Here is a 19,452-nt window from a genome sequence, read left to right as displayed (position 1 = left end):
CCTTCGGTTTGAGCTTCAAGCTTCGAGCTTCAAGCTGCAAATCACCGCAGTCCCGCTGTGATCTTGCCGCTTGCAGCTTGCCGCTTGCCGCAGTTGTCAGTTGAGTTGTTCGACGCGGATACGCACGACGTTGCCGACCACATCCTGCAAGGCTTCCAGGGCGGTGATGGCGTCGTTCATGCGTTGCTCGATCACTCGATGAGTGAGCAGGATCATGGGCACCAGGCCGTCCTGTTCCTCGACTTCCTTCTGCATGATCGATTCGATATTGATGCCGCGCTCGGAAAGGATGCTCGCCACCTGGGCCAGCACGCCCGGGTGATCCTTGGCCTGGATGCGCAGGTAGTAGGCGCTTTCGCAGGCTTCGATCGGCAGGATCGGGTGGGCCGACAGCGAGTCAGGCTGGAAGGCCAGGTGCGGTACGCGGTTCTCCGGATCAGAAGTCATGGCGCGAACCACATCGACCAGGTCGGCAATCACCGACGAAGCGGTAGGCTCCATGCCGGCGCCAGCACCGTAGAACAGGGTCGAACCGGCAGCATCACCGTTGACCATCACGGCGTTCATCACGCCGTTGACGTTGGCGATCAGGCGGTCGGCCGGGATCAGCGTCGGGTGCACTCGCAGCTCGATACCGTTGGCAGTGCTGCGGGCCACGCCCAGGTGCTTGATGCGATAACCCAGCGCTTCGGCGTAGTTGACGTCAGCGGTGGTCAGCTGAGTGATGCCTTCGGTGTAGGCCTTGTCGAACTGCAGCGGGATACCAAAGGCGATGGACGCCAGGATGGTCAGCTTGTGCGCGGCATCGATGCCTTCGACGTCGAAGGTCGGGTCGGCTTCGGCGTAACCCAGGGCCTGGGCTTCGGCCAGCACGTCGGGGAACGCACGGCCTTTTTCACGCATTTCGGTGAGGATGAAGTTGCCGGTACCGTTGATGATCCCGGCCACCCAGTTGATACGGTTGGCCGACAGGCCTTCACGGATCGCCTTGATCACCGGGATGCCACCGGCCACAGCCGCTTCGAAGGCGACGATAACGCCCTTCTCACGGGCCTTGGCGAAGATCTCGTTGCCGTGCACGGCAATCAGCGCCTTGTTGGCGGTGACCACGTGCTTGCCGTTGTCGATGGCCTTGAGCACCAGCTCGCGGGCAATGGTGTAGCCGCCGATCAGCTCGATGACAATGTCGATTTCCGGGTTCGTTGCGACCTCGAACACATCAGCGGTAATGGGGGTACCGGTAATCTGGCAATTCGGGTTTGGCGAACGCATGGCAATCTGTGCCACTTCAATACCACGCCCGGCACGGCGGGCGATCTCCTCGGCGTTACGCTGAAGTACATTGAAGGTACCGCCACCGACGGTCCCCAACCCACAGATGCCTACTTTGACCGGTTTCACTGTGAACTCCCCATGAAACGACCGGCTGGCAGCCGATCGTGAAACTGCCGTCACCCCAAGGCAACGGCTTGCGATTGAATTACTTGGCCAGGGCCAGCTTGGCCACTTGCGGCGCCGGCTGGTAGCCCGGAATCACCTGGCCGTTTTCCAGGACGATGGCCGGCGTGCCGTTGACGCCGATCGACTGGCCCAGGGCGAACTGCTTGCCGACCGGGTTGGCGCACTTGGCGGCCTTGATTTCCTTGCCGTCGATCATCTTGTCCAGCGCCGCCTTGCGGTCGCTCGAGCACCAGACCGCCTGCAACTGCTCGTCACCCGGCGAACCCAGGCCCTGACGCGGGAAGGCGACGTAGCGCACTTCGATACCGCGACGGTTGAGCTCAGGCACTTCGGCGTGCAGCTTGTGGCAGTACGGGCAGGTGGTGTCGGTAAACACGGTGATGTGCGACTTGGTTTCGCCCTTGGCAGGATAAACCACCATCTCGGCCGCTGGAATGGCATTGATGGTCTTGGCGATGGCCTGCCGTTCGGTCTTCTCGGTCAGGTTGACCGGCTTGCCGTCCTGGATCTGGAACAGGTAGCCCTGCATGACGAACTGGCCATCCGCGCTGGCGTACAGCACGCGGCCGCCTTCAAGCTTGACTTCATACAGGCCGTTGAGCGGGCTGCTGGCAACGCTATCGACCGGCACGCCCAGTTCCAGGGACTGCAGGGTCTTGCGGATCGCCTGCTCGGCGTTGTCGGCGGCAGCGGCAAAGGTGCTGACCAGCGCCAGGGCGGCGGCGGCGAAAATCTGGGTCACGCGCATGGGAACTCCTGAGGGCGGACGGGGGCCGGAAGCTGGACGCACGTGCTTAAACCACGGCGATTACACGGCCCTTGATGCAAACCGCACAAGCCTACCACAGATGCCAGCACAGACCGACTGCGGGCGATGCACGCAATGTTCGATCAGCGCTCAGCCGCGCGGGTGATGCCGGGCATGCAGTTCCTGCAGCCGCGCGCGGGCCACATGGGTGTAGATCTGGGTGGTCGACAGGTCGCTGTGGCCGAGCAGCATCTGCACCACGCGCAAGTCGGCGCCGTGGTTAAGCAGGTGAGTGGCGAAGGCATGGCGCAGGGTGTGCGGCGACAGGCTCTTGTCGATACCGGCCACCAGCGCCTGGTGCTTGATGCGGTGCCAGAAGGTCTGACGGGTCATCTGCTCGCCGCGCAGGCTGGGGAACAATACATCGCTGGGACGCCCGCCGAGCAGTTCGTTACGGCCGTCACGCAGGTAGCGCTCAATCCACACCACCGCCTCTTCACCCATGGGCACCAGGCGCTCCTTACTGCCCTTGCCCATCACCCGCAGCACGCCCTGGCGCAGGTTGACCTGATCGAGGGTCAGGCTGACCAGTTCGGTGACACGCAAGCCACAGGCATACAGCACTTCAAGCATGGCGCGGTCGCGCTGGCCGATCGGCTCGCTCAGGTCCGGTGCCTGCAGCAAGGCTTCGACGTCAGCTTCCGACAGGGATTTGGGCAATGGCCGCCCCAGTTGCGGCATTTCCACCTGCAGGGTCGGGTCAATGCCGATCAGTTTTTCCCGCAACAGGTAGCGATAGAAGCCTCGCACCCCGGAGAGAAAACGCGCGGTCGAGCGTGGCTTGTAGCCCTGCTCCAGGCGCCAGGCCAGGTGATCGAGGATCAGTTCGCGCCCGGCATCGGGCAGCTCGACGCCCTGCTCCGTGAGCCAGCCGTTGAACAGCGCCAGGTCGCTGCGGTAGGAATCGCGGGTGTTGTCGGCCAGGCCCTTCTCCAGCCACAGGGCGTCCAGGAACTGATCGATAAGCGGATGTTCAATAGCGGGCATGACAACTCTGCGGCAAGCGACGAAAACGACGAATTGCCGCTAGTCTTCCATAACACTGCCGGCATAGGGAGCCCGAATGAACGAACAACAGATATTGCTGGCATTTGGCGGGATAGGTCTGGCAGCGCTTTGCTGCCAATGGCTGGCCTGGCGCCTGAAGCTGCCGGCGATCCTTTTCCTGCTGCTCAGCGGCATCCTCGCCGGCCCGTTGCTCGGCTGGCTCGACCCGCAGGAACTGTTCGGCCCATTGCTGATGCCGCTGGTGTCGCTGGCGGTGGCGCTGATCCTGTTCGAAGGCAGCCTGACCCTGCACCTGTCGCAATGGAAAGACATCGGCAGCGTGGTGCAGCGCATGGTCACCCTCGGCGCGCTGTCGACCTGGCTGGTAATCACCCTGGCCACCCACTGGCTGCTGGGCTTCGACTGGCTGCTGGCAACCTTGTTCGGCACCCTGACCCTGGTGACCGGGCCGACGGTGATCGTGCCGATGCTGCGGGTGGTACGGCCCAAGGCAACGATCGCCAACATCCTGCGCTGGGAAGGCATCGTTATCGACCCGATCGGCGCGCTGCTGGCGGTGGTGGTCTACAGCTTCATCATCGCCAGCGCCGCCGGCGACGGCCTGAGCCACAGCCTGGTGACCTTTGCCGGGGTGATTGTCTGCGGCAGCGCGTTCGGCGTGGCCGGCGGCTGGCTGCTCGGCCAGGTGATGCGTCAACCAATGGCTGCCGGAGTATTTGCACAACCTGGCGTCGCTGGCGGCGGTGCTGGGGATTTTCATTGGTGCCAACCAGGTGATGCATGAGTCGGGGCTGCTGGCGGTCACCCTCATGGGCATGTGGCTGGCCAACATGAAGGGCGTGGATGTCCGACAGATTTTGCACTTCAAGGAGAACCTCAGCGTGCTGCTGATCTCCGGGCTGTTCATCCTCCTGGCCGCGCGCCTGGACCTCAATGCCCTGATCGGCCTGGGCCCGGCGGTGCTGGCCCTGCTGCTGATCATTCAGTTCGTGGCCCGGCCGCTTAACGTCGCGCTGTCGACCTTCGGCTCGCAATTGAACTGGCGCGAACGCGCCCTGCTGGCCTGGATCGCCCCGCGCGGCATCGTTGCCGCCGCGGTGTCGGCGATCTTTGCCATCCGCCTGGATGAAGCCGGGCATGAAGGCGCACTGCTGCTGGTGCCATTGACCTTCGCGGTGATCATCGGCACCGTGGTGCTGCAGAGCGCCACTTCGCGGCCCTTGGCACGCCTGCTCAAGGTTGCCGAACCTGCCCCCAGCGGTTTTTTGATCGTCGGCGCCAACCCGCCGGCCCGCGCTGTGGCCAAGGCTTTGCAACAGCTCGATTGCCGGGTGCTGCTGGCCGATTCCAGCTGGGAGAACATCCGCGCGGCACGCATGGATGGCTTGCCAACCTACTTCGGCCACCCCGCCTCGCAGCATGCCGATGCCCACCTGGACCTGGTAGGCCTGGGGCATTTGCTCGGGTTGTCACCGGCAGGTGAGCTCAACACCCTGGCCTGCACGCGCTTTCGCCACGACTTTGGCCCGCAGCGGCTGTTTGTCCTGGCCAGTGGCCTTGAGGCCAAGCGCAGCGACAAGCACCGCGCCAGCGATGAGCACCGCGGGCAGACACTGGGAAGCCAGCCGCTGACCTACGGGCAGTTGGCCGGATTACTGAACAATGGCGCCGAGCTGTACAGCACGCACCTGACCGAGAGCATTCGGCTGGGCGGACTACCAGGCGCTGCATGGCGAGCGGGCCAACCCGTTGTTTGCCCGCGATGGCAGTGGCTGGGTGCATGTGTTCGGGCCCGACAGCCTGCTCAAGCCCGGGCCTGGGTGGACACTGGTGGCGTTGATTCAGCCGCAGTAGGAGCGGGCTTGCCCCGCGATAAGGCCGGTGAAGTCTACACATTATCGCGGGGCAAGCCCGCTCCTACAGGATGGTCAGAACCCGGGCAATACCGGCACCGGGCGCTTGTCTTCATCGATGGCGACAAAGCTGAACAGGCCATGGATGGCCTTTTCGCGACTGTCGCAGCTCATGCTTTCGACAAACACTTCAACCTCGACCTTGAGGCTGGTGTTACCCACTGTCGCCACCCGCCCGACCAGCTCGACGATGGAGCCGGCGGCAATCGGGTGCTTGAAGTCGATACGGTCGGTCGACACCGTTACCAGCGGCAAGCGGCAGAAACGCGTGGCAGCAATGAACGAGACTTCGTCCATCCAGGCCAGCGCGGTGCCGCCGAACAGGGTGTTGTGGTGGTTGGTGGTGGACGGGAATACCGCCTTGGTCACGCGGGTCACCGACAGTTCGGTGCGGCGCTCGATTTCCTGCTCTCTGGAGGTCATGGGCTTCACATTGGACGACAAATTTCAGACAACAAAAAAGCAGCCCGAAGGCTGCTTTTTTCGCATGGTGGCCGTAGCCACCGGTCAAGCTGTCCTCAGGACAGTTTTTCCTTGATGCGAGCGGCTTTACCGGACAGGTCGCGCAGGTAGTACAGCTTGGCTTTACGCACGTCACCACGACGTTTCACGGCCAGGCTGTCGATTTGCGGGCTGTAGGTCTGGAAAGTACGCTCAACGCCAACACCGTTGGAGATCTTGCGAACAGTGAAAGCACTGTTCACACCACGGTTACGCTTGGCGATGACAACGCCTTCGAAAGCCTGCAGACGCGAACGATCGCCTTCCTTCACTTTCACCTGAACGACGATGGTGTCGCCCGGGGCAAAGGTCGGGATCTCTTTGGTCATCTGCTCTGCTTCGAGTGCAAGAATGATTTTGTTGGTCATGCTGTGCTCCTAAGGTAAATCAGCTGGATTTACCATCGATACGTTAACTATCGTCCCGCTCACGGAGGTATTCCGCCAGCAGCTTCTTCTCTTCTCCAGAAAGTGAGCGACTTTCCAGAAGATCGACGCGTCGTTCATAGGTCCGCCCAAGGGACTGCTGTAAACGCCATCGCCGGATGTGTGCATGGTTGCCACTAAGCAACACGTCGGGAACACGCTGATCCGCATACACCTCAGGTCGGGTGTAGTGCGGGCAATCAAGCAGACCATCGGTGAAGGAATCTTCCTGCGCCGAGTCCGCATGCCCTAAAGCTCCAGGCAGCAGTCGTGTAACCGCATCGATCAGGACCATCGCCGGCAGCTCGCCGCCAGACAGGACATAGTCTCCAATCGACCACTCCTCATCGACATGAGCTTCAATAAAGCGCTCGTCGATGCCTTCATATCGACCGGCTATCAGAATCAACGATTCGTGCTTCGCCAGGTCTTTGACCGCCGACTGAGTCAGCTTGCGGCCTTGTGGGCTCAGGTAAATCACCTTTGCCGCCTCTCCGGTTGCCTGCCTGGCATTCACCAGGGCGTCTTCCAGAGGCTTGATCTTCATCACCATGCCCGGACCACCGCCAAACGGCCGATCATCTACCGTATGGTGACGATCTGTGGTGTAGTCCCGCGGGTTCCAGCAGGTCAGTTGCAACAACCCCTGTTTCACCGCGCGGCTGGTAATGCCGTACTCACTGATGGCCGAGAACATCTCGGGGAACAGCGTGATGACGTCTACGCGCAGGCTGGCCATTGCTTAGAAGTCCGCGTCCCATTCGACCCTCATTTCGCCTGCAACCAGGTCGATCTTCAACACGCATTGCTCGGTATAGGGCAACAGGCGTTCTCGATCATCCAGGCTGCCCGCGCAGGGCTTGACCACCATTACATCGTTCGCGCCGGTCTCCAACAGGTGATCAATCGTGCCGAACAGCTGTTCGTCCTGATTGATGACTTTCAGACCCACCAACTGGTACCAGTAGTACTCGTCGGCAGACAGGTTGGGCAAAAGGCTACGCGAGATACAAATCTCATAACCGCTCAGAAGACGGGCTTCATCACGATCGTCGAGGCCTTTGAGCTTGGCGACCAGGTCCTTTTGAGTGGAACGGCCACTGACCAGCTCGACCTGTTTTACCTTCCCTTCGTGCCGAAGCGTCCAGTTACGGTAATCCAACAGGTTTTCAATCGGATCGGTAAAGGAAAAGACCTTTACCTCGCCGCGAACGCCGTGAACCGAAAAAATCTTGCCAACGACGATCAGGTCATCAGCTTTTTCTGGCGTCGCGCTCATACTATTCAGGCAGCAGCCTTAGCAGCATCTTTCAGCAGTTTTGCAACGCGCTCGGATGGCTGTGCGCCAACGCTCAGCCAGTGAGCAACGCGGTCTTGTTTAACGGACAGGCGAACTTCCTGGCCACGAGCGATAGGGTTGAAGAAACCAACCTGCTCGATGTGCGAACCGGTAACCGGGTTACGCGAGTCGGTCACGGTCAGGGTGTAGAATGGGCGCTTTTTAGAGCCACCACGGGCAAGACGGATGGTTAGCATTGAACATCGTTCCTGTAGTCGGTGCTGCAAATCATAATGCACAGCGGGCACACGGGTGCCCGAAAGGCCGCATATTCTCAAGGAATACACGGACTTTTGCAAATGCCTTTTTACGCCAGGTAAAAAAGGACAGCCTGCAGATCTGCGCTTCGTACAGCCTCTATATAAAGGCTGCGTTGTTCCCGCCGGGGCGGGAGTCCGATCGTCGGCCCGTTTCCAGGCCGCCGATGCGAATAGGGTTACAGTTTGGGCATGCCGCCGCCGGGCATCATGCCACCCAGGCCGCGCATCATCTTGGCCATGCCGCCTTTGGCAGAAAACTTCTTCATCATCTTCTGCATCTGCTTGTGCTGCTTGATCAGACGGCCGATGTCCTGCACCTGGGTGCCGGAACCAAGGGCGATACGGCGTTTGCGCGAACCGCTGATCAGCTCAGGGTCGCGGCGCTCGGCCGGGGTCATCGAGTTGATGATCGCTTCCATCTGCTTGAACTGCTTCTCGGCGGCGCCCTGGGCGCTGCCCATCTGGGCCAGGTTGACACCGCCGATGCTCGGCAGCTTGTCCATCAGGCCGCCCAGGCCACCCATGTTCTTCATTTGTTGCAGCTGGTCGCGGAAGTCTTCGAGGTCGAAGCCCTTGCCCTTCTTCAGCTTCTTGGCCAGTTTGTCGGCCTTGTCCTTGTCGAGGGTCTGTTCGGCCTGCTCGATCAGGCTGAGCACGTCGCCCATGCCCAGGATGCGCGAAGCGATACGGTCGGGGTGGAACGGCTCGAGCGCGTCGCTCTTCTCGCCCATACCGATGAACTTGATCGGCTTGCCGGTAATGGCGCGCACCGACAGCGCGGCACCGCCACGGGCGTCACCGTCGACCTTGGTGAGGATCACCCCGGTCAGCGGCAGCGCATCGCCGAACGCCTTGGCCGTATTGGCGGCGTCCTGGCCGGTCATGGCGTCGACCACGAACAGCGTCTCGATCGGCTTGACCGCAGCGTGCAGGTCCTTGATCTCGGTCATCATTTCGGCGTCGATGTGCAGACGGCCGGCGGTGTCGACGATGACCACGTCGATGAACTTGAGCTTGGCTTCGCGGATCGCCGCCTCAGCGATGGCCACCGGCTTCTGGCTGATATCCGACGGGAAGAAGGTCACGCCGATGTCGCCCGCCAGGGTTTCCAGCTGCTTGATCGCCGCCGGACGGTAGACGTCGGCCGAGACCACCATCACGGTCTTTTTCTTGCGCTCTTTGAGGAAGCGCGCCAGCTTGCCGGCGGTGGTGGTCTTGCCCGCGCCCTGCAGACCGGCCATCAGCACTACCGCAGGCGGTGCGGCGTTGAGCGCCAGGTCTTCGTTGGCGGCGCCCATCAGGCCTTCAAGCTCGGCCTGGACGATCTTCACGAACGCCTGGCCCGGGGTCAGGCTGCGCGACACCTCGGTGCCGACCGCACGTTCCTTGACCTTGTTGACGAAATCCTTGACCACCGGCAGGGCGACGTCAGCCTCGAGCAACGCCATGCGCACTTCACGCAGGGTGTCTTTGATGTTGTCTTCGGTCAGCTTGGCCTTGCCGGTGACATGGCGCAGCGTCTGTGACAGACGGTCGGTCAGGTTTTCAAACATGGTGATCCTTTCGGGCTCTGTAGAACCGAGGTTTATCAGCTGCCTCTGGCGTATTCGGCCGGCCTTGGGCAGGGGCAGGCCGGCGATTATAACGAAGACTTGGCCCAGCGCACACCATGCCGTCGGCTGGCAGTCTTCCTAGGCGGGCGCGATCTATGCCAAACTCAGTCCCTTTCGGGCTTGCCTAACAGGACTTATGCTCCCCTTGTCACCCAGCTTGCTACCCAATCTCATCGCCGCCTGCCTGTATGCCGCCGCGACCTTCTATCAAGGCTCACGCCTGGCCCAGGGCACCAAGGCCGACAAACGCCTGCTCGGCCTGCTTGGCGCGCTGGCGGTCATTGCCCAGGGCACTGCGCTGTTCTGGCAACTGCTCACGCCCCTGGGCCTGAGCCTGGACTTCTTTAGCGCCGCCAGCCTGATCGCCACCGCGGTGATCGCCCTGACCCTGCTGGCCTGCCTGCGCATCCCGGTGGAGAACCTGCTGCTGTTGCTGTTCCCGCTGGGCATGGCCACGGCGCTGATCGCCCAGTTCGCGCCGTCGGGCACGGTGCCGCTGATCAACGAAGAGCCGGGCATCCTCGCGCATATCCTGCTGTCGATCCTGGCCTATGGCATGTTCACCATCGCCGTGGTGCAGTCCCTGCTGCTGCTGTTGCAGGATCACCAGCTCAAGCACAAGCACCCCTCCGGGCTGATCAAGAACTTCCCGCCGCTGCAAACCATGGAAAGCCTGCTGTTCGGCTTCCTCTGGGCCGGCTGGGGCCTGCTGTCGCTGTCACTGCTGTCCGGCTGGCTGTTCCTCGACAACCTGTTCGCCCAGCACCTGGTGCATAAAACCCTGCTGGCGTGCCTGGCCTGGATCGTCTTCAGCGTATTGCTGTGGGGCCGCACCCGCCTCGGCTGGCGCGGGCACAAGGCGATCCGCTGGACCCTGGCCGGCTTCTGCCTGCTGATGCTGGCCTATTTCGGCAGCAAGCTGGTACGCGAATTCATCCTGCATATCTGACGGGCACAGGTAAATGGACGCTCTGCCGTTAGGACCGCTACTCGGCGTATTGGCACTGGCACTGCTGTGGTCGGCGCTGTTCACCGCAGTGGACGCCGCCCAGCAGCAACTCAACGGTGGCCGGCGCAACCCGCAGACCGGCGAGCACCCCGAACTTGCCGTAACCCCTCAGGCCCTGGTGCTGTGCTCGACCCTGGGCAAGCTGCTGGTATTGGCCCTGGCCTGCCTGATGGGCCAGCGCTACAGCGGCGAGCACGGTTTCTGGCTGGCCGGCCTGGGCGCCGCCGCCGTACTTTTGATCGTTGCCGAATACCTGCCGCGACAGCTGGCCAGGCGCAATCCGCAGGCCTTCATCGGCCTGGGCAACAGCTTGCTCAAAGTGCCGCTCAAACTGCTGCAGCCGGTAGCCTGGCTGCTCGATGGCTGCGCGCGGGTGCTGCTGCGCCCGTTCCGGGTGCAAAGCCATGCGGTAGCGCTGCACGACAACGACGACAGCGACAGCTACGCCGCCGACGAGCCGGATGCCGACCAGCGCCTGAACCTGCCGGAAAGCCTGCTGGCGCTGGACAAAATCACCGTCAACGACATTCTCGTGCCGCGCAACGATGTCGACGGCATCAACCTCGACGAGCCGATCGAGGCAATCATCGAGCAGTTGATCATCAGCCGCCACACCCGCCTGCCGGTCTACCACAGCGATATCAACCAGGTGGAGGCGATCCTCAATACCAAGCTGATCAGCCACCTGCTGCCCAAGGCCGAACTGACCCGCGAAACCCTGCAGGCGGCCTGCTACGAACCCTATTTCGTGCCGGAAAGCACCCCGTTGCAGCTGCAATTGCTGAATTTCCACAAACAGCAGCGGCGCCTGGGCGTGGTGGTCGACGAATACGGTGAAGTACTGGGCATCGTTACCCTGGAAGACATCCTCGAAGAAATCGTCGGCGAGTTCGAAGACGAACACAGCCTCGACAACCCGCATATCCACCCCCAGGCCGACGGGCGCTTTGTCATCGAAGGCAACGTGTCGATCCGCGAGCTCAACCGCACCCTGGGCTGGCACCTGCCCAGCGACGGGCCGAAGACCCTCAACGGCCTGGTCACCGAAGCCCTGGAAAGCATCCCGGCAAGCGCCGTGTGCCTGAAAATCGGCCGTTATCGCCTGGAAATCCTCGAAACCGAGGACAATTGTGCCAGCCGCATACTGGTCTGGACGCTCAAGCGCTAGCTATACTGGCCACACGCTTACCCAGCCCCAGCCGTCTCGCCCGCTACCCGCACCGGCGTCACACGGCCAGTCAGCCTGACTGAACATTGCGCGCACCAGCGGTACTGGTTCACACCCCGAGCCTTGCCCGCGCCCGCCCCCATCCCCAACGGGCGTATGTTTCGTCACGCGACCATAACAATTCGCTTCGGCGCACGCCCGTGCCTGCCTGTTCGTACCCGGCCGGCGGCGATGCCCATGGAGCTCTCGACTGACAGGGATAATCGCATGACCACCAGCAGCACCTACCCCGAAACCGCCCAGGCCAGCCCCGGCAACTCGCCGGCACGGGTTGCCACCGCCAGCTTCATCGGCACCGCCATCGAGTTCTACGACTTCTACGTGTACGCCACTGCGGCGGCGCTGGTGATCGGCCCGGTGTTCTTCCCGCAGACCTCCGGCACCGCGCAGATGCTCTCGGCGTTCCTTACTTTCGGCATCGCCTTCCTGGCCCGGCCCCTGGGTTCGGCGCTGTTCGGTCACTTTGGCGACCGTATCGGCCGTAAATCGACCCTGGTCGCATCCTTGCTGCTGATGGGTGTGTGTACCACCTTGATTGGCGTGCTGCCTGGCTACGACAGCATTGGCGCCTGGGCGCCGATCCTGCTTTGCGTGTTGCGCTTCGGCCAGGGGCTTGGACTTGGCGGTGAATGGGGCGGCGCGGCGTTGCTGGCCACCGAGAACGCGCCCAGGGGCAAGCGCGCCTGGTTCGGCATGTTCCCGCAGCTAGGCCCTTCGATCGGTTTTCTGGCGGCCAACGGCCTGTTCCTGACCCTGGCCATGCTGCTGACCGATGAGCAATTCCGCAGTTGGGGCTGGCGCATTCCGTTCCTGCTCAGCGCCGTACTGGTGATGGTCGGCCTGTATGTGCGCCTGAAGCTCGAAGAAACCCCGGTCTTCGCCAAGGCCGTGGCTCGCCACGAGCGGGTGAAGATGCCGGTGGTCGAGCTCTTCGCCCAGTACTGGGCCCCCACCCTGCTGGGCGCGGCGGCCATGGTGGTGTGCTATGCGCTGTTTTACATCTCGACGGTGTTCTCGCTCAGCTATGGCGTCTCGACTTTGGGTTACAGTCGCGAGACCTTCCTCGGCCTGCTGTGCTTCGCGGTGCTGTTCATGGCCCTGGCCACGCCACTGTCGGCCTGGCTCAGCGACCGTTACGGGCGCAAGCCGGTGCTGATTGTCGGCGCTGTGCTGGCCATTGCCTCGGGCTTTACCATGGAGCCGCTGCTGACCTCGGGTTCGACCACGGGGGTGGCATTGTTCCTGGCCATCGAGCTGTTTTTGATGGGCGTGACCTTTGCGCCGATGGGCGCCTTGCTGCCTGAGCTGTTCCCTACTCACGTGCGTTACACCGGGGCGTCGGCAGCCTACAACCTGGGCGGGATCGTCGGCGCCTCGGCGGCACCGTTCTTTGCCCAGAAGCTGGTGGCCATGGGCGGTTTGAGCTGGGTCGGCGGCTATGTCTCAGCGGCAGCTGTGCTGAGCCTGATTGCGGTGTTGTGCCTGAAAGAGACGCGCCACTCGGAGCTGTAAAATCATCGCGGGGCAAGCCCGCTCCTACCGGTGTAGGAGCGGGCTTGCCCCGCGATTGCTTAGAACTCTACCTTGACCGCCTGCGAAGCACGGGTGGCCTTGGCCCGGGCGGCTTCGATCGACTCGTCGCGAGCCAGGCACACACCCATGCGCCGCTGGCCGTTGACCTCAGGCTTGCCGAACAGGCGAATGGCGGTATCCGGCTCGCTCAGGGCAGCGCCGAGGTTGGCGAAGGCGGTCTGCTGCGACTGGCCTTCCACCAGGATCACCGCTGACGCCGACGGGCCGAACTGACGGATCAGCGGGATCGGCAAGCCCAGGATCGCCCGCGCATGCAGGGCGAACTGCGACAGGTCCTGGGAGATCAGGGTCACCAGGCCGGTGTCATGCGGACGTGGCGAGACTTCGCTGAACCACACCTGGTCGCCTTTGACGAACAGCTCGACACCGAACAGGCCGCGGCCGCCCAGCGCCTCGGTCACCGCTTTGGCCACCCGCTCGGATGCAGCCAGGGCCACCGGGCTCATCGCCTGCGGCTGCCAGGACTCCTGGTAATCGCCCTTCTCCTGACGGTGGCCGACCGGCGCGCAGAAGGTGGTGCCGCCGACATGACGAACGGTCAGCAGGGTGATTTCGTAGTCGAAATCAATAAAGCCTTCGATGATCACCCGGCCCTTGCCGGCACGCCCGCCTTCCTGGGCATAGTCCCAGGCCTTTTGCACGTCGTCAGTGCCGCGCAGCAGGCTCTGGCCCTTGCCCGACGAGCTCATCACCGGCTTGACCACGCACGGGAAGCCGAGGTCGTCGACGGCCTTGGCGTATTCCTCGAAGGTGTCGGCGAAATGGTACGGCGAGGTCGGCAGGTCGAGCTCTTCGGCGGCCAGGCGACGGATGCCTTCGCGGTTCATGGTCAATTGCGCGGCGCGGGCGGTCGGCACCACGGTGAAACCTTCGTTTTCCAGCTCGACCAGGGTCGCGGTGGCAATGGCTTCGATTTCCGGGACGATGTAGTGCGGCTTCTCGGCCTCGATCACTGCCCGCAGGGCGGCGCCGTCGAGCATGTTGATCACGTGGCTGCGATGGGCCACCTGCATGGCCGGGGCATTGGCGTAACGGTCCACGGCAATCACTTCAACACCCAGGCGTTGCAGCTCGATCACCACTTCCTTGCCCAGCTCGCCGCAGCCACAGAGCAGTACGCGGGTCGCGGTCGGCGACAATGGGGTTCCGATACGGGTCATTTCAGGTCCTCAGAGGGAAGAACATCCTGGGCCGCCCCGTACTCGGTGCAACCCGGTGAAAAGGAGCGCCATTTTACATGAACCGTGCTCAGCCGGTGACCACCCGCTTGCGCGCGCGCCAGGCCATGGCCAGCCAGACCACGGTGACCCCGGCGAATTTCGAGGCCATGGCGGTGCCGACCACGGCCGGGGTCAGGGCGCCGATCATGCCGAAGAAGATAAAGGTGTCGATCGGGATGCTCAGCGCCGAACTCAGCCACAGGCGATCGTGCAGCGGCCGCTTGGTGATGGTGAACACCAGCCAGTCGATCAGCTCGGACACCGCGAAGGCAGTGGCGCTGGCCAGGGCGATGGCCGGCTCCGAGGTGATGTAGGACAGCACCAGGGCCGCCAGCATGGCCAGCAGCGCGCCGTGGCCGAAGCGGGTCTGGACCATGTCGCGCAGGATGAACACCAGCCCGCCCCAGGCGGACCAGATGACGTCCAGGTGCGGGGCACTGGAGAAGGCGTAGTTGATCAGCACTACGCTGCTGATATAGGCAATCAGAAAGAACATGGGATCGACCGCTGGGTAAGCGCTACAGGGTACTGCAGCGCTTGCCGGCGGCCAAGCGGCGGATCATGCGCCGACGCTGAAGATCAGCCCGGCCGCGACCGCGCGCTCGTGGCACAGCTTGAGCACCTGGCGCCGCTCGCTGTTGTCCATCCGCCCCCAGCGGGTGATTTCAGCGGCGCTGCGTTGGCAGCCGGTGCAGATATCGGCGTCATCCAGCGCGCAGATCTGCACACAGGGCGAGGCCACCGGGCGTTCAGGCGTGCTCATCAATCCTCCTGCGGGGCCAGGTCGCGGGCATAACGCTCGGCGTTGTGCACGTAGTGGGCGGCACTGGCTTCAAGCATCTTCTTTTGCGCCTCGGTCAGTTCGCGCACCACCTTGCCCGGCGAGCCCATCACCAGCGAGCCGTCAGGTATTTCCTTGCCTTCGGGGATCAGCGCGTTGGCGCCGATGATGCAGTACTTGCCGATCCGCGCACCGTTGAGGATCACCGCGTTGATGCCGACCAGGCTGTGGTCGCCGACCGTGCAGCCGTGAAGCATGGCGTTGTGGCCGACGGTCACGCCCTTGCCCAGGGTCAGCGGCGAGCCCATGTCGGTGTGCATCACCGTGCCGTCCTGGACGTTGCTGTTCTCGCCAATGTCGATCAGCTCGTTATCGCCGCGCAACACCGCGCCGAACCAGACGTTGGCGCCGGCCTGCAGGCGTACCTTGCCGATCAGCGTGGCAGTCGGCGCAACCCAGCTGCGCGGATGGGTTTCGACCCGCAGGTCGCCCAGACGGTATTTCATGCGTGGATCCTCACGGTGCGGCGTGGCTGGCGGGTGGTCCCGCTCAAATGGGGGTAAAGCGTTCAGGCGGCTGATGCAGGCTGATGTTGGCATCGTAAAGCAAGTTGACCAGCTCGACGATCATGATCGCCGACAGCCCCCAGATCTTGTACTCGCCATAGCGGTAGCTGGGCACGTACCAACTGCGGCCCTGATAATCGATACGGTGGGTATGGTCACGCGGGTCCTGGCGAAAGAACTCCAGCGGCACGGTGAACACCGCAGCGATCTCGGCGTCGTTGGCCTGGTATTCGACAAAATCCGGAATCAGGCCGACGAAAGGCGTCACTTTCAGCCCATGCAGCGAGATCAGCGGGCTCAACGGGCCGATGATCTCCACCAGGCCCGGCGGCAGGCCGATTTCTTCTTCGGCTTCACGCAGGGCGGTGAAGATCAGGTCGGGGTCTTCCGGATCGCGGCGACCACCGGGGAAGGCCACCTCGCCGCCGTGGGTCGACAAGCCCTTGGCGCGCAGGGTCAACACCAGCTCCGGCTCTTCGCTGCGGGTGATGGGCAATAACACAGCGGCCTCGGGAAAACGTCGGTCCGTCTCCAGGGTACTCGGCGTATGACTGCTCACGCGGCGAAGTAGCTCGTCCAGCATTGCTCTCTCTCGATTCCAAAGCCTGTCGTGCATGATGCACCAAAGCCGCGGGCCGCCCAAGTCCCGGCGACGATCCGGCTTGCGGCCGCAGGGACAGTGGCGCCAAGATAGGCGCACCTAACAGGAATAAAAGCATGAAATTCTGCAGTGCGTGCGGCAATCAGGTGATTCAGCGTATTCCCGAGGGCGATACCCGCCTGCGCTATGTCTGCGATCACTGCCAGACCATTCATTACCAGAACCCCAACATTGTCGCCGGGGTGCTGCCGACCTGGGGCAGCCGGGTGCTGTTGTGCCGCCGCGCCATCGAACCGCGCCGGGGCTACTGGACCTTGCCCGCCGGGTTCATGGAGAACGGCGAAACCATCGAACAGGCCGCGCGCCGGGAAACCGATGAAGAAGCCTGCGCCCGCGTAGGCGGCATGAGCCTCTACCAACTGTTCGACCTGCCGCACATCAACCAGGTGCACGTGTTCTTTCGCGCCGAGCTTGCCGACCTGGACTTTGCCGTCGGCGTCGAGAGCCTGGAAGTGCGGCTTTTCGACGAAAGTGAAATCCCGTGGGACGAGCTGGCTTTCCGCACCGTCAGTCGTACCCTAGAATGCTATTATCGTGACCGCATCGAGCAGCGCTTTCCGATCGGCAATGAATGCCTGTCACCCATGCTCGTCTCGTCACCCAACACCTAGCTTTTTCAGGGATATCGTTTCATGCGCTGGTTGCTTGCCCTTTTCTGCCTCAGTGTGGCTTCGATGTCCCAGGCGGGTTTCACCGAAACCATCATCACCCGGCCGGTCGACCAGACCGCGCCTTCGCCACTGCAACCGCAAGCGCCCAAGCCTGCGCTGATCGACAAGATCCTGGTGATCAAGTCCGAACGTCGTTTACAGCTGATCAGCGCCGGCACGCCGCTGAAAACCTACCGCATCTCCCTGGGCAAGCAACCCAAGGGCGCCAAGCTGCGCGAAGGCGACAAGCGCACCCCCGAAGGCTTCTACTGGATCGACTGGCGCAAGCAGAGCGACCGCTACAACCTGGCCATGCACGTGTCCTACCCGAATATCACCGACGCCGCCCGCGCCCGTCGTGAAGGCGTTCCGCCGGGCGGGATGATCATGATCCACGGCACGCCGCTGAGTGAGGAATACCCGGAAGAAGTCTTCCACACCCTCGACTGGACCGAAGGCTGCATCGCCATGACCAACCGCGACATGCGTGAAGTGTGGAACATGGTCCCGGACGGCACCATGATCGAGATCCGCCCCTGATCGCCCCTTAAGGCGCTTCCGACAAGCACGTCGGAAGCTTCCCTCGCAACTCAGGCTTCGGCCCTACTCGTCTACCGGCTCGGTAGCGCATCTATTCGAATAGTAGCGTCCATAAAATCCACGCATCTGGATATCTCCTGGACGCTACTGCATGCCCAGTTCACTCAGCATTGTCGCTGCACGCCTTGTCATCCGGCCTTCGGCCCTCTTTGTAATGCTGTTGATGGTGCATCCCGCCAGTGCTCATGAACACCTGGGCATTCAGCCGCTACGCGACCAGCGTCTGCAACTGGAACAACTCGAGCAACGTCAACGCCTGCGCAAGCTGCAACGTAGCGATGAATTGGCCGAACCGGCCAGCCAAGCACCAGCCGCCACCGAGGCCTCGCCCTGCTGGCCGCTGAACGGCGTGCGCCTGGCTGGCAACCGGCAAATCGGCTCGGCAGAACTGGCAGCCAGCGTGCGACCGCTGATGACGCCATGCATGGACGTGGCACGGATCAACCTGATCCTCAAAACCATCACCGAGCAGTATGTGCAAGCCGGCTACCTGACCAGCCGCCCCTACCTGAGCCAGCCGCCGCAAGCAGGCGCGACTCTGGACATCGAGGTCGTCGAGGGCTTTGTCGAGTCGATCGAGCTGGCCGACCCCGACTTGCCGCTGTCACTGCACAGCGCATTCCCGTCCCTGCTCGGCCAGCCCTTGCGCCTGAGCGAACTGGAACAGGGTATGGACCAGCTGAACCGGCTGCGGGCCTTCGACCTGGGCGCCGACCTGCTGCCCGGCGAGCTGCAAGGCGGCACCCGCATCCTCATCACGCCGCGGCAGATCAACCCGCGCTGGCGCCTGGGCAGCAGCTTCGACAACCGCGGCAGCGAACTGACCGGGCGCGAGCGGGTCGGCGCCAGCCTGACCCTGGACAGCCCGTTGCAACTCAATGACTACAGCCAGCTGTCGCTTACCTCGACGCTCGGTTCCGGCGCCAGTTACAGCCGCGGCTACGGCCTGTACTACAGCATTCCCTACGGCCCCTGGACCTACGCGCTCAACCTCAACCAGCTGCAGTACCAGGCGCAACTGCCGGGCCGGCGCGAGCGCAGCAGTGGCCAGAGCGGGTTCTACGGCCTGAGCCTTGAACGCAACCTGTGGCGCAACCAGCACGGGCTGCTCAGCGCCAGCCTGCGCCTGGACCAGAAGCGCCTGGACAACCGCCTGGCCGGGCAACGCCTGCACGTGCAAAGCCCGACCCTTACCAGCCTGGAAGCAGGCCTGAACCTGCTGTGGCTCGACGCCAACCTGTGGAGTGCCTACCTGGGCATTGCCCAGGGCCTGGACTGGTTTGGCGCCGATACTGCGCCGCTGGCCAGCAACGCGCCGCAGCCGCAGTTTCGCAAGTACCGCGCAAGCGCCCTGCACCTGCGCCAGGGCCGTGACCCGGCCTGGCCCTGGCGTTGGCAGAGCGAACTGAACCTGCAGTACAGCGCCGACGCTCTGCCGGCAGTCGAGCAATTGCTGCTCAGCGACAACAGTGCCGTGCGCGGCTTTCGCCAACAGGTGGCGGCTGGTGCTAGCGGCGCCGCGTGGCGCAACACCCTGAGCCAGCCGTTGGCCCTGAACCTGCCCGCCGGGCTAGTGATTCGCCCGCAACTGGGCCTGGACCTGGGCTGGAGCAAATTCGACCACGGCCGCGCCGCACAGCGCCTGGCCGGCGCCCATGCCGGCCTTGAACTTAGCCTGCCCGACAGCCTGCTCAAGCTTGACTACCAACGCGCGCTGCACGCCAGCAACACCCGCCGCCAGGACCTGGAGCCCGGCTACTGGCTGCTGGAGTGGGTACTGAACATCTGAAGTCCACAACAAAAAAGAGAAGACCGT

The 19,452-nt window shown here is 63.1% G+C and carries 20 protein-coding genes and 1 pseudogene; 7 read left to right on the top strand and 14 right to left on the bottom strand.

Annotation, left to right across the window (positions count from 1 at the left end; translation table 11 throughout):
- Positions 1-96: 96 nt before the first annotated feature.
- The 3 genes from ACZ9A3_RS02300 to xerD form a co-directional block, all read right to left on the bottom strand.
- Positions 97-1,401: a homoserine dehydrogenase gene (locus ACZ9A3_RS02300; protein ID WP_093386830.1), complete on the bottom strand. Its 1,305-nt coding sequence runs from the start codon at positions 1,399-1,401 to the stop codon at positions 97-99.
- A gap of 79 nt (positions 1,402-1,480) precedes the next feature.
- Positions 1,481-2,209, bottom strand: a complete 729-nt coding sequence (dsbC, locus tag ACZ9A3_RS02295) for a bifunctional protein-disulfide isomerase/oxidoreductase DsbC (protein WP_045193700.1) — start codon at positions 2,207-2,209, stop codon at positions 1,481-1,483.
- Between the two features lie 150 nt (positions 2,210-2,359).
- Complete coding sequence (gene xerD / locus ACZ9A3_RS02290) at positions 2,360-3,256, bottom strand: site-specific tyrosine recombinase XerD (RefSeq protein WP_093386835.1); 897 nt, start codon at positions 3,254-3,256, stop codon at positions 2,360-2,362.
- A gap of 76 nt (positions 3,257-3,332) precedes the next feature.
- On the opposite strand from xerD, the pseudogene ACZ9A3_RS02285 reads away from it, so the two are divergent.
- A pseudogene (locus ACZ9A3_RS02285) lies at positions 3,333-5,131 on the top strand (cation:proton antiporter).
- A 74-nt stretch (positions 5,132-5,205) separates the two neighbouring features.
- On the opposite strand, the gene ACZ9A3_RS02280 reads toward ACZ9A3_RS02285, so the two are convergent.
- The 6 genes from ACZ9A3_RS02280 to ffh all read right to left on the bottom strand — a co-directional run bounded on the left by ACZ9A3_RS02280 (position 5,206) and on the right by ffh (position 9,268).
- On the bottom strand, positions 5,206-5,613 hold the full coding sequence (locus tag ACZ9A3_RS02280; protein WP_045196557.1) for an acyl-CoA thioesterase: 408 nt from the start codon (positions 5,611-5,613) through the stop codon (positions 5,206-5,208).
- Positions 5,614-5,708: 95 nt separating this feature from the next.
- A complete protein-coding gene (rplS, locus tag ACZ9A3_RS02275) occupies positions 5,709-6,059 on the bottom strand; it encodes a 50S ribosomal protein L19 (protein ID WP_038996821.1) in 351 nt (116 codons plus the stop codon).
- Between the two features lie 43 nt (positions 6,060-6,102).
- Positions 6,103-6,855: a tRNA (guanosine(37)-N1)-methyltransferase TrmD gene (gene trmD / locus ACZ9A3_RS02270; RefSeq protein WP_045196554.1), complete on the bottom strand. Its 753-nt coding sequence runs from the start codon at positions 6,853-6,855 to the stop codon at positions 6,103-6,105.
- A gap of 3 nt (positions 6,856-6,858) precedes the next feature.
- A complete protein-coding gene (gene rimM, locus ACZ9A3_RS02265) occupies positions 6,859-7,395 on the bottom strand; it encodes a ribosome maturation factor RimM (protein ID WP_093386845.1) in 537 nt (178 codons plus the stop codon).
- Between the two features lie 5 nt (positions 7,396-7,400).
- On the bottom strand, positions 7,401-7,652 hold the full coding sequence (gene rpsP, locus ACZ9A3_RS02260; protein WP_028942918.1) for a 30S ribosomal protein S16: 252 nt from the start codon (positions 7,650-7,652) through the stop codon (positions 7,401-7,403).
- A gap of 239 nt (positions 7,653-7,891) precedes the next feature.
- The gene (gene ffh / locus ACZ9A3_RS02255; RefSeq protein ID WP_038996825.1) at positions 7,892-9,268 is read right to left on the bottom strand and encodes a signal recognition particle protein; all 1,377 of its coding nucleotides are present in this window, start codon (positions 9,266-9,268) and stop codon (positions 7,892-7,894) included.
- 196 nt (positions 9,269-9,464) lie between these two features.
- On the opposite strand from ffh, the gene ACZ9A3_RS02250 reads away from it, so the two are divergent.
- The 3 genes from ACZ9A3_RS02250 (at position 9,465) to ACZ9A3_RS02240 (ending at position 13,077) form a co-directional block, all read left to right on the top strand.
- On the top strand, positions 9,465-10,277 hold the full coding sequence (locus ACZ9A3_RS02250) for a cytochrome C assembly family protein (protein WP_045196549.1): 813 nt from the start codon (positions 9,465-9,467) through the stop codon (positions 10,275-10,277).
- A gap of 13 nt (positions 10,278-10,290) precedes the next feature.
- Positions 10,291-11,505 (top strand): transporter associated domain-containing protein, encoded by a 1,215-nt coding sequence (locus ACZ9A3_RS02245; RefSeq protein ID WP_093386849.1) that lies wholly within the window; start codon positions 10,291-10,293, stop codon positions 11,503-11,505.
- Between the two features lie 267 nt (positions 11,506-11,772).
- On the top strand, positions 11,773-13,077 hold the full coding sequence (locus tag ACZ9A3_RS02240) for an MFS transporter (RefSeq protein WP_476252099.1): 1,305 nt from the start codon (positions 11,773-11,775) through the stop codon (positions 13,075-13,077).
- Positions 13,078-13,136: 59 nt separating this feature from the next.
- Here the strand turns inward: ACZ9A3_RS02240 and purT are convergent, their stop codons facing one another.
- From purT to ACZ9A3_RS02215, 5 genes are all read right to left on the bottom strand, one after another.
- The gene (purT, locus tag ACZ9A3_RS02235) at positions 13,137-14,318 is read right to left on the bottom strand and encodes a formate-dependent phosphoribosylglycinamide formyltransferase (RefSeq protein ID WP_476252098.1); all 1,182 of its coding nucleotides are present in this window, start codon (positions 14,316-14,318) and stop codon (positions 13,137-13,139) included.
- 88 nt (positions 14,319-14,406) lie between these two features.
- On the bottom strand, positions 14,407-14,874 hold the full coding sequence (locus ACZ9A3_RS02230; RefSeq protein ID WP_093386864.1) for a 7-cyano-7-deazaguanine/7-aminomethyl-7-deazaguanine transporter: 468 nt from the start codon (positions 14,872-14,874) through the stop codon (positions 14,407-14,409).
- A 63-nt stretch (positions 14,875-14,937) separates the two neighbouring features.
- A complete protein-coding gene (locus ACZ9A3_RS02225; protein WP_045196539.1) occupies positions 14,938-15,141 on the bottom strand; it encodes a DUF1289 domain-containing protein in 204 nt (67 codons plus the stop codon).
- Positions 15,141-15,665, bottom strand: a complete 525-nt coding sequence (locus ACZ9A3_RS02220) for a gamma carbonic anhydrase family protein (protein ID WP_045196537.1) — start codon at positions 15,663-15,665, stop codon at positions 15,141-15,143. The genes ACZ9A3_RS02225 and ACZ9A3_RS02220 overlap by 1 nt, the downstream gene beginning before the upstream one ends.
- A gap of 43 nt (positions 15,666-15,708) precedes the next feature.
- A complete protein-coding gene (locus tag ACZ9A3_RS02215; protein ID WP_010220257.1) occupies positions 15,709-16,308 on the bottom strand; it encodes a CoA pyrophosphatase in 600 nt (199 codons plus the stop codon).
- A gap of 134 nt (positions 16,309-16,442) precedes the next feature.
- Between ACZ9A3_RS02215 and ACZ9A3_RS02210 the strand changes: the two genes are divergently transcribed.
- The 3 genes from ACZ9A3_RS02210 (at position 16,443) to ACZ9A3_RS02200 (ending at position 19,425) form a co-directional block, all read left to right on the top strand.
- Positions 16,443-16,997, top strand: coding sequence for an NUDIX hydrolase (locus ACZ9A3_RS02210; protein WP_045196535.1), 555 nt, complete (start codon positions 16,443-16,445; stop codon positions 16,995-16,997).
- A gap of 21 nt (positions 16,998-17,018) precedes the next feature.
- Entirely contained in the window at positions 17,019-17,576 is a 558-nt protein-coding gene (locus ACZ9A3_RS02205) for a L,D-transpeptidase family protein (RefSeq protein ID WP_045196533.1), read from the top strand.
- A gap of 151 nt (positions 17,577-17,727) precedes the next feature.
- Positions 17,728-19,425 carry a ShlB/FhaC/HecB family hemolysin secretion/activation protein gene (locus tag ACZ9A3_RS02200; RefSeq protein ID WP_093386871.1) on the top strand — a complete coding sequence of 566 codons (1,698 nt, stop codon included), beginning with the start codon at positions 17,728-17,730 and terminating at the stop codon, positions 19,423-19,425.
- The last annotated feature ends 27 nt before the right edge of the window (positions 19,426-19,452 follow it).

The organism is Pseudomonas sp. TE4620, from assembly GCF_056279045.1.
This window is presented reverse-complemented; position numbering and strand designations above follow the sequence as displayed.

Excerpts from the sequence above, each read along its gene's own strand:
- dsbC (WP_045193700.1), bottom strand. The coding sequence starts at position 2,209 with ATGCGCGTGACCCAGATTTTCGCCGCCGCCGCCCTGGCGCTGGTCAGC.
- ACZ9A3_RS02245 (WP_093386849.1), top strand. The coding sequence starts at position 10,291 with ATGGACGCTCTGCCGTTAGGACCGCTACTCGGCGTATTGGCACTGGCA.
- ACZ9A3_RS02240 (WP_476252099.1), top strand. The coding sequence starts at position 11,773 with ATGACCACCAGCAGCACCTACCCCGAAACCGCCCAGGCCAGCCCCGGC.
- purT (WP_476252098.1), bottom strand. The coding sequence starts at position 14,318 with ATGACCCGTATCGGAACCCCATTGTCGCCGACCGCGACCCGCGTACTG.
- rimM (WP_093386845.1), bottom strand. The coding sequence starts at position 7,395 with ATGAGCGCGACGCCAGAAAAAGCTGATGACCTGATCGTCGTTGGCAAG.
- rplS (WP_038996821.1), bottom strand. The coding sequence starts at position 6,059 with ATGACCAACAAAATCATTCTTGCACTCGAAGCAGAGCAGATGACCAAA.
- ACZ9A3_RS02200 (WP_093386871.1), top strand. The coding sequence starts at position 17,728 with ATGCCCAGTTCACTCAGCATTGTCGCTGCACGCCTTGTCATCCGGCCT.
- ACZ9A3_RS02230 (WP_093386864.1), bottom strand. The coding sequence starts at position 14,874 with ATGTTCTTTCTGATTGCCTATATCAGCAGCGTAGTGCTGATCAACTAC.
- ffh (WP_038996825.1), bottom strand. The coding sequence starts at position 9,268 with ATGTTTGAAAACCTGACCGACCGTCTGTCACAGACGCTGCGCCATGTC.
- ACZ9A3_RS02250 (WP_045196549.1), top strand. The coding sequence starts at position 9,465 with ATGCTCCCCTTGTCACCCAGCTTGCTACCCAATCTCATCGCCGCCTGC.
- ACZ9A3_RS02280 (WP_045196557.1), bottom strand. The coding sequence starts at position 5,613 with ATGACCTCCAGAGAGCAGGAAATCGAGCGCCGCACCGAACTGTCGGTG.
- ACZ9A3_RS02220 (WP_045196537.1), bottom strand. The coding sequence starts at position 15,665 with ATGAAATACCGTCTGGGCGACCTGCGGGTCGAAACCCATCCGCGCAGC.
- xerD (WP_093386835.1), bottom strand. The coding sequence starts at position 3,256 with ATGCCCGCTATTGAACATCCGCTTATCGATCAGTTCCTGGACGCCCTG.
- ACZ9A3_RS02225 (WP_045196539.1), bottom strand. The coding sequence starts at position 15,141 with ATGAGCACGCCTGAACGCCCGGTGGCCTCGCCCTGTGTGCAGATCTGC.
- trmD (WP_045196554.1), bottom strand. The coding sequence starts at position 6,855 with ATGGCCAGCCTGCGCGTAGACGTCATCACGCTGTTCCCCGAGATGTTC.
- rpsP (WP_028942918.1), bottom strand. The coding sequence starts at position 7,652 with ATGCTAACCATCCGTCTTGCCCGTGGTGGCTCTAAAAAGCGCCCATTC.
- ACZ9A3_RS02210 (WP_045196535.1), top strand. The coding sequence starts at position 16,443 with ATGAAATTCTGCAGTGCGTGCGGCAATCAGGTGATTCAGCGTATTCCC.
- ACZ9A3_RS02215 (WP_010220257.1), bottom strand. The coding sequence starts at position 16,308 with ATGCTGGACGAGCTACTTCGCCGCGTGAGCAGTCATACGCCGAGTACC.
- ACZ9A3_RS02205 (WP_045196533.1), top strand. The coding sequence starts at position 17,019 with ATGCGCTGGTTGCTTGCCCTTTTCTGCCTCAGTGTGGCTTCGATGTCC.